The following is a 15,633-nucleotide window of genomic DNA, read 5'->3' on the forward strand; positions in this document are numbered from 1 at the left end:
AATGCAGAGCCGCCTTCCCATCATCGTCTTCGCAGCCGTCATGGCCGTGATTCCGTTCGTCCCCGGCATGCCGCCGTTCTGGATCGTGCTGCTCGACAATATCGGCCTCGCGGCCCTCGTCGCGATGGGCCTCGTGCTGCTGACCGGCGTCGGCGGCCTGACCTCGTTCGGACAGGCAGCCTTCGTCGGCTTCGGCGCCTACACCACCGCGGTGCTGTCGACGGCCTACGGCCTGTCGCCCTGGCTGACGCTGCCGCTGTCGCTATTGGTCAGCGGATCGCTGGCGGTGCTGCTCGGGCTGATCACCGTCCGTCTCTCCGGCCATTATCTGCCGCTGGGCACGCTCGCCTGGGGGCTCGGGCTGTTCTATCTCTTCAGCAAGCTGGAGTTTCTCGGCCGTAACGACGGCATCTCGGCGATCCCGCCGCTGTCGATCGGCACGTTCAAGATGCTCTCGCCCGGCTCGATCTATTACGCGATCTGGGTCGCCGTGATCGTCTCGGCGCTGCTGACGATGAACCTCTTGGATTCCCGCACCGGACGCGCCATCCGCGCGCTACGGCGCGGCCATGTCGCCGCCGAGGCGTTCGGCGTGCACACGCCGCGCGCCAAATTGCTGGTGTTCATCCATGCCGCCGTGCTCGCCGGCCTCTCCGGCTGGCTCTACGCGCATCTCCAGCGCGCGGTGAACCCGACGCCGTTCGGCGCGCAGGCCGGCATCGAATATCTCTTCATCGCGGTGGTCGGCGGCGCCGGCTATGTCTGGGGCGGCGTTTTGGGCGCGGCGATCGTCGTGGTCCTGAAAGAGGTGCTGCAGAGCTATCTGCCGCTGATCCTGCCCGGTTCCGGCCAGGTCGAGACCATCGTGTTCGGCATCATGCTGGTGGCGCTGTTGCAACTTGCGCCCGGCGGCCTCTGGCCGTGGCTGATGTCGTTCCTGCCGGAGCGGACCAGCGGCAAGAAGCCGGACACCTCTCTGAAGCTGGAGCAGCGTCCGCGCGCGCCCGGCGAGTCCAACATCCTGCTCCAGGTCGACAAGGCGCGAAAACAGTTCGGCGGCGTGGTCGCCGTCAACAACGTCTCCTTCGACGTCCAGGCTCGTGAGATCGTCGCGCTGATCGGCCCGAACGGCGCCGGCAAGAGCACGACCTTCAACCTGATCACCGGCGTGCTGTCGGCCACGTCAGGCTCGGTCTCGGTGCTCGGCAAGAAGGTCGACAAGGCGCCGCCGCAGGAGATCGTCAAGCTCGGCATCAGCAGGACCTTCCAGCATGTGAAGCTGGTCCCTGACATGACCGTGCTGGAGAACGTCGCGATCGGAGCGCATCTGCGCGGCCATTCCGGGCCGATCGCCTCGATGCTGCGGCTCGACCGCGCCGACGAGGCCAAACTGCTCGCGGAGGCCGCCCGCCAGATCGAGCGCGTCGGCCTTGCCGACCAGATGCACCAGCTCGCAGGCAGCCTCTCGCTCGGCCAGCAGCGCATCGTCGAGATCGCCCGCGCGCTCTGCGTCGATCCGATGCTGCTGCTGCTCGACGAACCGGCCGCCGGCCTGCGCCACATGGAGAAGCAGCAGCTCGCCAAGCTGCTGCGCGACTTGCGCGACGGCGGCATGAGCGTCCTCCTGGTCGAGCACGACATGGGCTTCGTGATGAACCTCGCCGACCGCATCGTGGTGCTCGATTTCGGCACCAAGATCGCCGAAGGCACCCCCGCCACGATCAAGACCAATCCCGAAGTGATCAAGGCCTATCTCGGAGTGGCGGCATGAGCGCGCTGTTGTCGGTCACCGACGCCCATGTCGCCTACGGCAAGGTCGAGGCGGTGCGCTCGGTCTCGCTCGAGGTCGGCGCGAATGAGATCGTTACCATCGTCGGCGCCAATGGCGCCGGCAAGACCACGCTGCTCTCCGCCATCATGGGCATCCTGCCGCTGAAAGGCCGGGTCACTTTTGCCGGCCAGGATCTCGCCAGGCTCGACATCGAGGACCGCGTCGCGATGGGGCTTGGCCTCGTCCCGGAGCACCGCGAATTGTTCGTGACCATGAATGTCGAGGACAATCTCGAGCTCGGCGCCTTCCGCATCGAGCGAAGCAAGGCGAAAGCCTCGATGGAACGCGTCTACACGCTGTTTCCGCGGCTCAAGGAGCGCCGCAAGCAATTCGCCGGCACGCTCTCCGGCGGCGAGCAGCAAATGCTCGCGATGGGGCGCGCGCTGATGGGCGAGCCGAAGCTGCTGATGCTGGATGAGCCGAGCCTCGGCCTCGCCCCGATCATCGTCGCCGACATCTTCCGCATCGTCACCGAACTCCGCGCCAGCGGCGTCTCGGTGCTGCTGGTCGAGCAGAACGCGCAGGCCGCGCTGAAGATCGCGGACCAGGCCTATGTGATGGAGCTCGGCGAGTTCGTGCTCTCCGGCAAGGCCAGCGATATCGCCGCGAACGAGCGGGTTGCGGCCAGCTATCTCGGCTTCCAGCACGAAGGTGAGAGCGTGATCTGATTCTTACCCTCCCCTGGAGGGGGAGGGTCGCTTCGCAAAGAGCGCAGCGATGTGCGAAGCGGGGTGGGGTGACGGTCCCTCCGCGTAGAACACTGCCCGTGTTGAGAGATCACCCCACCCCGCTCGCGCTCCACGCGACCGACCCTCCCCCTCCAGGGGAGGGTAAGCGCGCGGCGTTACGTAGCTCCTGTCACCTTACCGCCCTTCAACGCCGCCACCTCGGCCTCCAACTCTGCAATCCTCGCGTCCCTCACCGCCAACGCCGCTGCCACATCGCCTGCGTCGAACTTCTGCGGAATGTGCTGCGGGCAGTTGGTGTCCCAGGCCGCGATCTTGAACAGGATCACCTGCTCCGGCCGGGCGCGGTAGCCCTTCGGCATTAGCGACGTCGTCAGCGCCTCGTCGTCCTCGACGACGCGCGCCTCGCCCCAGATCTTCACGCGGCGGCGATGGGCGTAGTCCATCACGAAGATGTAGGCCTTGGGATTCTCGGACAGGTTTCCCTGCGTGATGTATTGCCGGTTGCCGGCGTAGTCCGTGAAGGCCAGCGTCTGCTTGTCCAGCACTTTCAAGAACCCTTTGGGACCCCCGCGGTGCTGGATGTAGGGCTGGCCGTCGGCCGAGGTAGTGGCGAAATAGAAACTGTCGGCGTCAGCCAGGAACGACGCGAGATTCTCATCGACCTCGGTGCGCCAGCCGCGCTGCTCGGCGAGAGCATAGCCTTCGCGTGATCCCTTTCGGGTCTGGATCGATTTCACCGCCGGCGTGAACGCCACGTCGCTGGCGTAGGTGTGAGTTGCCGTCATCGGAACATCTCCTGAAATCCCGGCGCATGTCTGCGTTTATCCTCGATAAAATGTACCTCCCGGCGGCCAAAACAATCTACCGGCTTGACACTTCATCGTTGCGATATATGCAATAATGAGATGGACCGCCTCGAAGCCATGCACGTCTTCGTCACCGTTGCCGATCTGCGCGGCTTTGCGCCGGCGGCGCGCAAGCTGCACCTGTCGCCCTCGGCGGTAACGCGGCTGATCGCGGCGCTGGAGGAGCATCTCGGCGCCCGGCTGCTGCAGCGGACCACCCGGCAGGTGAGATTGACCGACGTCGGCACGCGCTATCTGGAGCGCGCGCGGCGCATCCTCGCCGATGTCGAGGAGGCCGACGGCTCGGCGCGGGAGGAGCGCCACCGGCCGAGCGGACGGTTGGTGGTATCGGCCCCGGTCGGCTTCGGCCGGCTGCATGTCGGGCCGGTCATGACCGACTATCTCAAGCGCTATCCCGAGGTCGGCGGGGAATTGCGCTTGTCCGACCATCTCGTCAATCTCGTGGAGGACGCCGTCGATGTCGCGGTGCGGATCGGTCATCTCGCCGATTCCTCGCTGGTGGCGCGCCAGGTCGGCGAGATGCGGCGGATCGTGGTGGCGACGCCGGGCTATCTGAAGCGCCACGGCGAGCCGAAGACGCCGGACGCATTGCTCGGACACCAGACCATTCAGTTCGGGCCCTTCGCCAGCTGGCACTTCGTGCACGACGGCCGCGACATCGAGGTCACGCCATCGCCCCGCTTCATCAGCAACAGCGCCGACGCCGCCCTGCAATATGCCGAAGCCGGCGGCGGGGTGACGCGCGTGCTGGCCTATCAGGCCGCCGAGGGGCTGAAGCGCGGACGGCTGAAAATCGTGCTGGCGAAGTACGAGCAGCCGGCGCTGCCGATCCACATCATCTACCCGACCTCGCGGCTGCTCTCGGCCAAGGTGCGCGCGTTCGTCGATCTCGTGGTGGAGACGGCGGAGTGGAAGTTTGGGTAGCTCTCGTGCCCCGGACGCATCGCAGCACGCAGTGATGCGATGCCGAGCCGGGGCCCAGAAGGCGGCGCGATATCATGCCGAGGCATGGGTCCCGGCTCTGCGGAGCGGCACTTCGCGCCGCACCGCGTCCGGGACACGGAGAGCGAGAGCGTCACCCCTTCTTCGGCACCACCCGAAACGTGCCGCTGGCGCGCGCGATCACGGCATCGTCGGCTTTGACCAGGCATTGTGCAAAACAGATCGTAGAGCCGGTCTTGATCGCCTCACCTTCGACCGAGAGCCATTGGCCGATCTCGGCGGCGCCGACATAGTCGACCGACAGCGAGATCGTCACGAACGACGTGGTCCAGCCCGTTGCCTGGGCGCAGCTATAGCCCATGGCGGCATCGGCCAGCGCGGCGATCAGCCCTCCGTGAATCAGCCCGCGCGCGTTGGTGTGCGGCGTCGCCAGACGCAGCCCCACGGTGACGCCCTTGTCGGACTTCTTCGAATAGAGCGGCTCCCAGGGATCGGTGAGCGGCGCTTTGCGGAAATGCGGCTCGAAGCCGGTGGGGATGTCGGGAGAGGTCATGGCGGTCTCGCGTTGCTGGTCGCCGGCATTGAACGCGATAGACGTGACGGTTGCATCAATTACAAAGTTTCAAACGGAATTTGCGCGAGTGTTTGAAACGGAAGGCGCCACAATGACGGCGCCGTAGGGTGGGCAAAGCGAAGCGTGCCCACGCGCGTTCGCAATCATGGGAAGGTGGTGGGCACGGCGCAAGAGCGCCTTTGCCCACCCTACGGACTGTCTTAAAACGGCAACCCCACATAATTCTCCGACAGCGACGTCATCGCGGCCTGCGACTGCGTGACGTAGTCGAGCTCGGCGAGCTGGATGCGCGCGCCGATGGTGCCGGTGTCGGGGAATTTGTGCAGCATCGAGGTCATCCACCAGGAGAAGCGCACGGCCTTCCAGACGCGTGCCAACGCCGTGGTGGAATAGGCGTCGATGCCGGCGCTGGATTTCTCGTCGTAGAATTCGCGCAGCGCGCCCGACAGATAATGTGCGTCGCTGGCGGCGAGATTCAGTCCCTTGGCGCCGGTCGGCGGCACGATGTGGGCGGCGTCCCCGCACAGGAACAGCCGGCCGAAGCGCATCGGCTCGGCGACGAAGCTGCGCAGGGGCGCAATACTCTTCTCGATCGAGGGGCCCGTGACGAGGCTGTCGGCCGCCTCCCGGTCGAGACGGCGCTTCAATTCGTCCCAGAAGCGTTCGTCCGGCCATTGGTCGACATGGTCGTCGAGCGAACACTGCACATAGTAACGGCTGCGTCTGGTCGAGCGCATGGTGCAAAGCGCAAAGCCGCGCGCGTGGTTGGAGTAGATCAGCTCATGGCTGACCGGCGGCGTCTCCGACAGGATGCCGAGCCAACCGAAGGGATAGACCCGCTCGAACTCCTCGATCGCCGAGGTCGGAACGCTGGCGCGGCTGACGCCGTGAAAGCCGTCGCAGCCGGCGATGAAGTCGCAATCGAGCGTGTGGGTGACGCCGTCCTTCTCCCAGGTTACGCGCGGGTGACTGCCGTCGAAATCATGCGGCTGAACGTCCTTGGCCTCATAAACCGAGATCAGACCGGCGGCCTTCCGCGCATTCATCAAATCGAGCGTGACCTCGGTCTGGCCGTAGATCATGACCGTCTTGCCGGTCGCACCCTTCATGTCGATGCGGTGACGGCGGCCGGAAAAGGCGAGCTCGATGCCTTCATGCACCAGGCCTTCGGCATGCGCCCGCGCCCCGGCGCCGATCTGATCGAGCAGCGCGACGGTTCCCTCCTCGAGCAGACCGGCGCGGATTCGACCGAGCACGTAATCCGGGCTCTGCCGCTCCAGAATGACATTGTCGATGCCGTAAGCGTGCAGCAGTTGCCCAAGCAACAATCCGGCCGGTCCGGCCCCGATGATTGCGACTTTTGTCCGCAATACTTGCTCCTTCCGATCCTGTAGGCTTTGCTCGCGGCTCGCTTGTCGCGTTGCTCCGCGCACGATAATTATATCATATAACGGTTGGGCAAAAGGGGAGGGCCGTCGCCGGGCAGCGACAAATCCATGCAGCATGGCTGACGCAGACGGCGCGGCGAAGTGCGCGCCAGTTCCGGCTTGAACGCGCCAGCCGATTAGATAACATGTTAATTAACGAGACCGGGCCATCGAAGCCCGCCATCGAAAACAGGGAGAGACGTGTGATGAGGAAAGCCTGTCTGGCGTTGCTGCTGGCCGCAAGCGTGACGCCTGCCTTCGCGCAGGACAAGACCTTCGATTTGAAGATCTCGCACTGGGTGCCGGCTTCGCATCCGCTGCAGAAGTCGCTGGAAGACTGGGCTGCCGCGGTCGAGAAGGATTCCGGCGGCACCATCAAGGGCAAGGTGTTTCCGGCCCAGCAGCTCGGCAAGGCGTTCGATCATTACGACATGGCGCGCGACGGCATCGCCGACGTCACCTATGTCAATCCCGGCTACCAGCCCGGCCGCTTCCCGATCGTCGGCGCCGGCGAGCTGCCGTTCCTGATCTCGGACGCCAAGGGCGGCTCGATGGGGCTGGACGCCTGGTATCGCAAATATGCCGAGAAGGAGATGAAGGACGTCAAATACTGTCTCGCCTTCGTCCACTCGCCCTCCTCCTTCCATTCCAAGACCAAGAAGATCGTGCTGCCTGAAGACGTGAAGGGCATGAAGATCCGCCCGGCGCATGCCACCATGGCGAACTTCGTGACCTCGCTCGGCGGCACCAATGTGCAGTCCTCGGCGCCTGAGGTCCGCGACATCATCGAGCGCGGCGTCGCCGACGGCGTCACCTTCCCCTGGGGTTCCCTGGTGCTGTTCGGCATCGACAAGGTGACCAAATACGACATGGAGGCGCCGCTCTACACCACGACTTTCGTGTTCGTGATCAACAAGGACAAGTACAACGCGATGTCCGACAAGCAGAAGGCCGCGATCGACAAGAACTGCTCGGTCGAAATGGCGGGCGTGGTCGGCGAGCATTGGGGCAAGTTCGAGGATGCGGGCATCGACAAGGTGAAGGCGGAATCCGGCCACGAGGTCTACAAGCTGGCGCCCGAGCAGACCGCCGTCTGGAAGAAGGCCGCCGAGCCGCTGGTGAAGACCTGGTCCGAGGGCGCCAAGAAGGCCGGCGCCGATCCGGACGCGGCGCTTAGCGAGCTGAAGGCGTCGCTGAAGAAGTACAACGCGTTGGCGGAGTGACGCCGCGACGCGATCGGTCCTTCCTCCCCCTCTCCCCGTCCTTACGGGGAGAGGGTTGGGGTGAGGGGCTGCGTCCGCGAAAAGAGTGACAGATGGACTCGCGGAGAGTCCCCCTCACCCGCATCGCATCTCCGATGCGATGCGGCCTCTCCCCGCACGCGGGGTGAGGCAAGAGCCGCCGCCGGAGTCGAGAGCGAGAATGACGACACTCGATAGGACACACCCATGAAGCGCTCCTGGATGGACCGCATCATCGACACGATCGAATGGATCGCGGCCGGCTTCGTCGGCATCGTCGCGCTCGACATCTTCCTGTCGGTGCTGCTCCGCAACACGCTGAATTATTCGATCCCTGATTCGTTCGACATCGGCCGCATGCTGCTCGGCATCCTCATCTTCTGGGGCATCGCCGCGACCTCCTATCGCGGCACCCACATCACGGTCGACCTCGTCTGGGGCAATGTCGGGCCGCGCCATCAGCGCTGGATCGACGTGTTCGCAACCCTGGTGCTGCTGTTCGTCGTGACCGTGCAGACCTGGACGCTGTTCGACAAGGTGCGCGGCACCTACAACGACAATGTCCTGACCTTCGACATGCACATGCCGACCTGGCCGTTCTTCGCGATCGCCTGGGTCGGCGACGTCTGCGCCGTGCTGCTGATCGCGATCCGCACCTACCGCCTGATCTTCCACCCCGAAGATATGCACGATCCCAAATTGAAGGCGACGGAGTAATCATGAGCACCGATGCCGTCGCCGTAATCGGCTTCGTTTCCCTGTTTGTCCTGATGCTGCTGCGCGTGCCCGTCGGCATGGCCATGGGCCTCGTCGGCGTGTCCGGTTTCGCCTATCTCGTCAACGGGACGGCCGCCCTGAAGCTGGTCGGCCAGACCTCGATGCGCACGGTCACCGACTACACCTTCGGCGTCATCCCGATGTTCCTGCTGATGGGTTCGTTCGTGTCCAATTCCGGCATGAGCCGCGAGCTGTTCCGCGCCGCCAACGGTTTCGTCGGACATTTGCGCGGCGGCCTCGGCATCGCCACCGTCGGCGCCTGCGGCGGCTTTGCCGCGATCTGCGGCTCGTCGGTTGCGACCGCCGCGACCTTCTCGGCCGTCGCCTATCCCGAGATGCGCCGTTTCGGCTATCCGCAATCGTTCGCCACCGGCGTGATCGCGGCGGGCGGCACGCTGGGCGCGATGCTGCCGCCCTCCACGGTGCTCGCCGTCTACGGCATCATCACCGAGCAGGACATCGGAAAGCTCTTCATCGCCGGCATCATCCCGGGCCTGCTGGCGATGAGCATGTACATGATCACGATCTTCCTGATCGGCTATTTCCGGCCCGACTTCCTGCCCAAGGGCAAGGTGACGCCGTGGCGCGAGCGCTTTGCCGGCCTGAAGGAGATCTGGGCGCCGGTGCTGCTGTTCATCTTCGTGATCGGCGGCCTCTACGGCCTGCCCTATTTGCCGCGCTTCACGCCGACGGAGGCGGGCGGCGTCGGCGCCGCCGGCGCATTCATCATCGGCGTGCTGACGGGCCGGCTCGACCGCGAGAAGATCCTGGCCTCGCTGCTCCAGGCGACGCGCACCGCCGCGGCGGTGTTCACGGTGCTGATCGGCGCGCTGATCTTCGGCTATTTCCTCACTGTGACGCAGACGCCGCAGAAAGTGACCGAATTCCTCACCGGCCTCGGTCTCGGCAGTTATGGCGTGCTGGCGCTGATCATGGTGATGTATCTCGTGCTCGGCTGCCTGATGGACGCCATGGCGATGATCATCCTCACCGTGCCGATCATCTTCCCGGTGATCACGCATCTCGGCTTCGACCCGATCTGGTTCGGCGTCATCATCGTCATGACCGTCGAGCTCGGCCTGATCCACCCGCCTGTGGGAATGAACGTCTTCGTCATCAAGAGCGTGGTGAAGGACGTCTCCTTCTCCACGATCTTCAAGGGCGTGATTCCGTTCGTGGTCACCGACCTGATCCGCCTCGTGATCCTGATCGCCTTCCCGCTGCTGGCGACCTGGCTGCCGACGCGGATGATGGCGAATTGACAGGGTGAAGCGATGACGACACCGACGCTCGAGACGAAATACGCTTTCACCATCACCGCGCGCATCGGCGAGGTCGTCACCGCCGGCGAGACCGGCATCGGCGTTCGCCGCATCATCCCGATCATCGGCGGCGAAGTGAAAGGCGCGATATCAGGCAAGGTGCTGCCGTTCGGCGCCGACTTCCAGACCATCCGCCCCAACGAGCTGATCGACCTGGAGGCGAAGTACGCCTTCGAGACCGACGACGGCGCCATTGTCTATGTCGAGAACAAGGGCATGCGCTTCGGACCGGTCGAGCTGCTGCAGAAGCTCAAGCGCGGCGAGCCGGTCGATCCCAAGCTGATCTATTTCCGCACCGTGCCGCGGTTCGAGACCGGGCACGAGAACTATCGCTGGCTGATGCAGCACATCTTCGTCGGCTCAGCCGCGCGCCATGCGGATCGCGTCGTGATCGACGTGCATCAGGTGATGTGAAGGGCGGCGGCCTTTCAACGCTCTCCGCTCGTCGTCCCGGCGAAAGCCGGGACCCATACCGCGTGATCTATCGGTTGCCGGCGGTCGGGGTACCAAACGACCAATCTTCGCCAAATTCCCCTCCGGGAGTATGGGTCCCGGCGTTCGCCGGGACGACACCGAATGTGAGGATCGCCGCCCGGCTCTATATTGACTCTCGCCAAATTCGTTATACAACATAACTATTCTTATAAGGACGCAAATGACACAGGGAAACGCCGAGACCGCTGACGCGGGCGCCTCCGGGCTACTCCGGATCGAGAGGGCGGACCGGGTTCTAACCGTGGGTCTGAACCGGCCGGCCAAGCGCAATGCGCTCAACGACGGCATCATCCTGGAAATCGGCGAGTGTTTTGCGTCCCTGCCCGAGGATATCGGCGCGGTCGTCATCCACGGCATCGGCGACCATTTCTCCAGCGGCCTCGACCTCTCCGAGCTGACCGAGCATGACGCGACCGGCGGCCTGCTGCATTCCCAGATGTGGCACCGGGTGTTCGACCGCATCCAGTACAGCCGCGTCCCCGTGATTGCGGCGCTGAAGGGCGCCGTGATCGGCGGCGGGCTGGAGCTTGCCTGCTCGGCGCATATCCGCGTCGCCGAGCCCTCGACCTATTTCGCGCTTCCGGAGGGACAGCGCGGCATCTTCGTCGGCGGCGGCGGCTCGGTGCGGCTGCCGCGATTGATCGGCGTCGCCAGGATGATGGACATGATGCTGACGGGCCGCGTCTACAGCGCGACCGAAGGCGCCTCCTACGGCTTCGCGCAATATGTCACGGAGGCCGGCAACGGGCTCGGCAAGGCGATGGAGCTTGCGACCAAGGTCGCCTCCAACGCGCCGCTGACGAATTTCGCCGTGCTCCAGGCGCTGCCGATGATCGCGGAGGCCAATCCGCAGACCGGCCTGCTGATGGAATCGCTGATGGCGACCGTCGCGCAGAGCGACAAAGAGGCAAAGCGCAGGATCCGCGAATTCCTCGAACACAAGACCGCAAAGGTAAAGCCCAAATCATGAGCGCGCAGCCGTCCTCTTCCAGCATGGAGCGCGGCGCGAGCACTTTCCCGCTGCGGCCCATTTCATTCGGCGATCCCGTCGTCGACATCGAACGCCGCGACGACGGCACGATCTACCTGCGGCCGAAACAGGCGCTCGGCGACTATCCCGTTCGCCTCACCGACCGCCTGCATCACTGGGCCAGCACCACGCCCGACCGCGTCTTCATGGCCGAGCGCGAAGGCGGCCGCGGCTGGCGCAAGATCACTTACGCCGAGCTGCTGGTCGCGAGCCGTCACATTGCGTCCGGCCTGATTGCGCGCGGCCTGTCGGCGGAGCGGCCGGTCGTCATCCTCTCCGGCAATTCGATCGACCACGCATTGCTGGCGTTCGGCGCGTTCTATGCCGGTATTCCGTTCTGCCCGGTGTCGCCGGCCTACTCGCTGGTGTCGAAGGATTACGGCAAGCTTTCTTACCTGATGAAGCTGCTGACGCCCGGCCTTGTCTTCGCCGAGGATGCCGACAAGTTCGCCGATGCGCTTGCCGCCAACGTCTCGCTCGGGACCGAGATCGCCGCGTCCTACGGCGAGGTGCCAGGCCGCGACGTCACCCTGCTCGCCGACCTCATGGCAACGCCGATCCGCGCCGATCTCGACGATGTCCACGGCAAGATCGGCCCCGACACGATCGCGAAATTCCTGCTGACCTCGGGCTCGACCGGCAATCCCAAGGCCGTCATCAACACCCAGCGCATGATCTGCGCCAACCAGGTGATGTTGCGCGAGACGCTCGCCTTCCTCAAGGACGAGCCGCCCGTCATCATCGACTGGCTGCCCTGGAATCACACCTTCGGCGGCAACCACAATATCGGCCTGACGCTCTATAACGGCGGCTCGATGTATCTGGACGCCGGCAAGCCGATGCCCGGCGGCATCGAGGAGACCGTGCGCAATCTCCAGGAGATTTCGCCGACGGTCTATTTCAACGTGCCCAAGGGCTATGAATCGCTGCTGCCTTATTTGCGCGACGACCAGGGCCTGCGCGCAAAGTTCTTCGACCGGCTGCACGCGATGTTCTTCTCCGGCGCCGCGCTGTCGCCATTCATCTGGAACAGCCTCGACGAGCTCGCGGTGAAGGAAAAGGGTTATCGGGTTCCGATGCTGACCGGGCTCGGTGCGACCGAGACCGCGCCGTTCTTCATGTCGGTCAATCCGCGCACCAGCCGCTCCGGCCATGTCGGCCTGCCTGTTTCGGGCAACGACGCGAAACTGGTGCCGAACAACGGCAAGCTGGAAGTGCGCGCCAAGGGGCCGAACGTCATGCCCGGCTACTGGCGCCAGCCCGACATCAGCGCAAAATCCTTCGACGAGGAAGGATTTTACATGATGGGTGATGCGCTCAAGCCCGCCGATCCCGATGATCTCAACGCAGGCTTCGATTTCGACGGCCGTGTCGGTGAAGACTTCAAGCTCGCCAGCGGCACCTGGGTCAGCGTCGGCCCGCTGCGCGCGCGCCTCACGGCGGCCTGCGCCCCGCTGGTGCGCGACGTCGTCATCGCCGGCATCAATCGTGACGAGGTCTCGGCGCTGGTCGTGCTCGACCTCGATGGCTGCCGGCTGATCAATCCGACGCTGCCGACCGACGATCTCGTCGTCGCAACACGCGACCGGCTGGTGCGCGAGGCTTTTCGCGAGCGCCTGACCCGTTTCCTCAGCCAAGCCACGGGTTCCTCGACCCGGATCACGCGCGCGATCCTGATGGACGCGCCGCTCTCGATCGACAAGGGCGAAGTCACCGACAAGGGTTCGATCAACCAGCGCGCCGTGCTCGAGCACCGCATCGAATTGATCGAGGAGCTCTACGCTGCCAATCCATCGGACCGTGTGATATCGGTCGGCTAACCCGGACATAAGCCACAGGAGAACGCCATGTTGTTGAAAGATCAGGCAGCCATCGTCACCGGCGGCGCATCGGGGCTTGGCGCCGCCACCGCGCGAAAACTTGCGGCGCAGGGCGCCAAGGTCGCGGTCTGCGATCTCAATGCCAAGCTCGCCGAGACCGTTGCCGCCGAGATCAAGGGCGTGGCGATTACCTGCGACGTCTCCGACGCCGCTTCCGCTGAAGCTGCGATCGCGCAGGCGACCAAGGCTCTTGGCGCGCCGCGCGTGCTGGTCAATTGCGCCGGCATCGGCGTTGCCAAGCGCGTCGTCGGTCGCGACGGCCCGATGGCGCTCGCCGATTTCGACAAGGTGATCAAGGTCAACCTGATCGGCACCTTCAACATGCTGCGCCTGGCCGCCACCGAGATGTCCAAGCTGGAGCCGCAGGCGACCGGCGAGCGCGGTGTCATCATCAACACGGCCTCCGTTGCCGCTTATGACGGCCAGATCGGTCAGTCCGCCTATTCGGCTTCCAAGGGCGGCATCGTCGGCATGACGCTGCCGATCGCGCGCGAGCTGGCGCAGTTCGGCGTCCGCGTGCTGACCATCGCGCCCGGCCTGTTCCTGACCCCGCTGCTCGCGAACCTGCCGCAGGAAGCCCAGGACTCGCTCGCCGCCGCGATCCCCTTCCCGCGCCGGCTCGGCCATGCCGACGAGTTCGCCGCGCTCGCGCTGCACATGGTCGAGAACTCCTACCTGAACGGCGAAGTGGTGCGCCTCGACGGCTCGCTGCGCATGGCACCGAAATAAGGCGCGCGACACATGTTCGTGAACCGGCGCGACGTACAGATCCAGTGGGGCGATTGCGACCCCGCCAACATCGTCTACTACCCGCGCTATTTCGCGATGTTCGACGATTCGACCTCGACCCTGTTCGAGGTCGCCGGATTCTCCAAGCAGGATCTGGTCCGCAAGTACGGCCTGGTGGGCATCCCCATGGTCGACACGCGGTCCAAGTTCTACATCCCCTCGACCTATGGCGACTGGATCACCATCGAGACGAAGATCGAGAGCATCAAGCGTTCGAGCTTCGAGGTGAAGCACAACGTCTACAAGGGTGACGCGCTGGCGATCGAGGGTTTTGAGACCCGCGTCCTGGTCGGTCGCGATCCCGTTAACCCCGACAAGCTGAAATCGGCACCGTTCCCGGCGGAAATGGTAGCCAAATTCACGGGGAGTTAAATCCGGAGCTAATCGCCGCATCGCCAAAAGAGGGGGCTGAATTACCCCCCGATTTCTGCTTTCAAAGAAACACGTAAAGGGAGGAATAGATGAAACGCTTTTACTTGACCGCCGCCATCACCGCGGCGACGCTTGCCCTGCCGGCGCTGCCCGCGCTGGCCCAGACCAGCGAAATCACCATCGGCATCACCACCACCACGACCGGCCCCGGCGCCGCGCTCGGCATTCCCGAGCGGAACGCGCTGGAATTCGTGCCGAAGGAAATCGGCGGCGTGCCGCTGAAGGTGATCGTGCTCGACGACGGCGGCGATCCCACCACCGCGACCACCAACGCCCGCCGCTTCGTGACCGAATCCAAGGCCGACATCATCATGGGCTCGGCGCTGACGCCGCCGACGATCGCGGTCTCCAACGTCGCCAACGAAGCCGGCATTCCGCATTTCGGCCTGGCGCCCTTCCCGATCACGCCCGAGCGCATGAAGTGGTCGGTGGCGATGCCGCAGCCGATCCCGATCGTGGGCAAGGTGCTGTACGAGCACATGAAGAGCAAGGGCGTGAAGACGCTCGGCTATATCGGCTATTCCGACTCCTATGGCGATCTCTGGTTCAACGACCTCAAAGCCCAGGCCGTGCCGATGGGCATGACCATCGTCGACGAGGAGCGCTTCGCCCGTCCCGATACGTCGGTGACCGGACAGGTGCTGAAGCTGGTCGCCGCCAACCCGGATGCGATCCTGGTCGGCGCGTCGGGCACCGCGGCCGCGCTGCCGCAGACCGAGTTGCGCGAACGCGGCTATCAGGGCCTGATCTACCAGACCCACGGCGCCGCCAGCATGGACTTCATCCGCATCGCCGGCAAAGCGGCCGAAGGCGTGCTGATGGCGTCGGGTCCGGTGATGGACCCCGAGGATCAGCCGGACGAAGCCGCCACCAAGAAGCCGGGTCTCGCGCTCAACGCCGCGTATGAGGCAAAGTACGGCCCGAACAGCCGCAGCCAGTTCGCTGGCCATTCCTACGACGCCTTTGAGATCCTCAAGCGCATCATCCCGACCGCGCTGAAGACCGCAAAACCCGGTACGCCGGAATTCCGCGAAGCGATCCGCCAGGCCTTGCTGACGGAGAAGGAGCTGGCGGCGAGCCAGGGCGTCTACAACTTCACCGAAAAGGACCGCTACGGCCTCGACGACCGCTCGCGCATCCTGCTGACGGTGAAGAACGGCAAGTACTCGCTGGTGAAATAGACACGGCGAAAGTTGAGAGACAACGAGAGCCGGCCCGATGGGCCGGCTCTTTTGTTTTTCGGATTTGAGATCGAGCTGCGGGCCCCAGGCGCCGGTGCGCCCCTTCTCCCGCTTGCGGGAGAGGGGCACCGAGCCCGCGGATACGGCGGCCTCAAGC

At 64.8% G+C, this 15,633-nt stretch carries 15 protein-coding genes; 12 read left to right on the forward strand and 3 right to left on the reverse strand.

Annotated elements, in window-relative coordinates; all coding sequences use genetic code 11:
• The first annotated feature begins 1 nt into the window (after position 1).
• Both IC66_RS0129595 and IC66_RS0129600 read left to right on the forward strand, forming a co-directional pair.
• Positions 2-1,771: a branched-chain amino acid ABC transporter ATP-binding protein/permease gene (locus IC66_RS0129595; protein WP_049806666.1), complete on the forward strand. Its 1,770-nt coding sequence runs from the start codon at positions 2-4 to the stop codon at positions 1,769-1,771.
• Positions 1,768-2,499: an ABC transporter ATP-binding protein gene (locus tag IC66_RS0129600; protein WP_028142140.1), complete on the forward strand. Its 732-nt coding sequence runs from the start codon at positions 1,768-1,770 to the stop codon at positions 2,497-2,499. The genes IC66_RS0129595 and IC66_RS0129600 overlap by 4 nt, the downstream gene beginning before the upstream one ends.
• Positions 2,500-2,675: 176 nt before the next feature.
• On the opposite strand, the gene IC66_RS0129605 is transcribed toward IC66_RS0129600, so the two are convergent.
• Complete coding sequence (locus tag IC66_RS0129605; RefSeq protein ID WP_038950087.1) at positions 2,676-3,305, reverse strand: pyridoxamine 5'-phosphate oxidase family protein; 630 nt, start codon at positions 3,303-3,305, stop codon at positions 2,676-2,678.
• Positions 3,306-3,425: 120 nt separating this feature from the next.
• Between IC66_RS0129605 and IC66_RS0129610 the strand changes: the two genes are divergently transcribed.
• Complete coding sequence (locus IC66_RS0129610) at positions 3,426-4,310, forward strand: LysR family transcriptional regulator (RefSeq protein WP_038950088.1); 885 nt, start codon at positions 3,426-3,428, stop codon at positions 4,308-4,310.
• A 151-nt stretch (positions 4,311-4,461) separates the two neighbouring features.
• On the opposite strand, the gene IC66_RS0129615 is transcribed toward IC66_RS0129610, so the two are convergent.
• Both IC66_RS0129615 and pobA read right to left on the reverse strand, forming a co-directional pair.
• The gene (locus IC66_RS0129615) at positions 4,462-4,881 is read right to left on the reverse strand and encodes a PaaI family thioesterase (protein WP_028142143.1); all 420 of its coding nucleotides are present in this window, start codon (positions 4,879-4,881) and stop codon (positions 4,462-4,464) included.
• A gap of 221 nt (positions 4,882-5,102) precedes the next feature.
• Positions 5,103-6,272 (reverse strand): 4-hydroxybenzoate 3-monooxygenase, encoded by a 1,170-nt coding sequence (gene pobA, locus IC66_RS0129620; protein ID WP_028142144.1) that lies wholly within the window; start codon positions 6,270-6,272, stop codon positions 5,103-5,105.
• A gap of 263 nt (positions 6,273-6,535) precedes the next feature.
• Between pobA and IC66_RS0129625 the strand changes: the two genes are divergently transcribed.
• The 9 genes from IC66_RS0129625 to IC66_RS0129665 all read left to right on the forward strand — a co-directional run bounded on the left by IC66_RS0129625 (position 6,536) and on the right by IC66_RS0129665 (position 15,476).
• A complete protein-coding gene (locus tag IC66_RS0129625; protein WP_028142145.1) occupies positions 6,536-7,552 on the forward strand; it encodes a TRAP transporter substrate-binding protein in 1,017 nt (338 codons plus the stop codon).
• A 225-nt stretch (positions 7,553-7,777) separates the two neighbouring features.
• A complete protein-coding gene (locus IC66_RS0129630) occupies positions 7,778-8,287 on the forward strand; it encodes a TRAP transporter small permease (protein ID WP_018321429.1) in 510 nt (169 codons plus the stop codon).
• A 2-nt stretch (positions 8,288-8,289) separates the two neighbouring features.
• Positions 8,290-9,609 (forward strand): TRAP transporter large permease, encoded by a 1,320-nt coding sequence (locus IC66_RS0129635; protein ID WP_038950089.1) that lies wholly within the window; start codon positions 8,290-8,292, stop codon positions 9,607-9,609.
• Between the two features lie 12 nt (positions 9,610-9,621).
• A complete protein-coding gene (locus IC66_RS0129640; protein WP_038950090.1) occupies positions 9,622-10,083 on the forward strand; it encodes a DUF3237 domain-containing protein in 462 nt (153 codons plus the stop codon).
• Between the two features lie 241 nt (positions 10,084-10,324).
• On the forward strand, positions 10,325-11,134 hold the full coding sequence (locus IC66_RS0129645) for a crotonase/enoyl-CoA hydratase family protein (protein ID WP_028142148.1): 810 nt from the start codon (positions 10,325-10,327) through the stop codon (positions 11,132-11,134).
• On the forward strand, positions 11,131-13,014 hold the full coding sequence (locus tag IC66_RS0129650) for a feruloyl-CoA synthase (RefSeq protein ID WP_038950091.1): 1,884 nt from the start codon (positions 11,131-11,133) through the stop codon (positions 13,012-13,014). Before IC66_RS0129645 ends, IC66_RS0129650 begins: the two co-directional genes overlap by 4 nt.
• Positions 13,015-13,041: 27 nt before the next feature.
• Positions 13,042-13,803: an SDR family NAD(P)-dependent oxidoreductase gene (locus IC66_RS0129655; protein ID WP_028142150.1), complete on the forward strand. Its 762-nt coding sequence runs from the start codon at positions 13,042-13,044 to the stop codon at positions 13,801-13,803.
• A 12-nt stretch (positions 13,804-13,815) separates the two neighbouring features.
• Entirely contained in the window at positions 13,816-14,235 is a 420-nt protein-coding gene (locus IC66_RS0129660) for an acyl-CoA thioesterase (protein ID WP_028142151.1), read from the forward strand.
• 89 nt (positions 14,236-14,324) lie between these two features.
• Positions 14,325-15,476, forward strand: coding sequence for an ABC transporter substrate-binding protein (locus tag IC66_RS0129665; RefSeq protein ID WP_038950093.1), 1,152 nt, complete (start codon positions 14,325-14,327; stop codon positions 15,474-15,476).
• Positions 15,477-15,633: the final 157 nt, after the last annotated feature.

The sequence above is a fragment of the Bradyrhizobium genomosp. III genome, from assembly GCF_000261705.1.
In the GTDB taxonomy this organism is placed as follows: Bacteria; Pseudomonadota; Alphaproteobacteria; order Rhizobiales; family Xanthobacteraceae; genus Bradyrhizobium; species Bradyrhizobium ottawaense.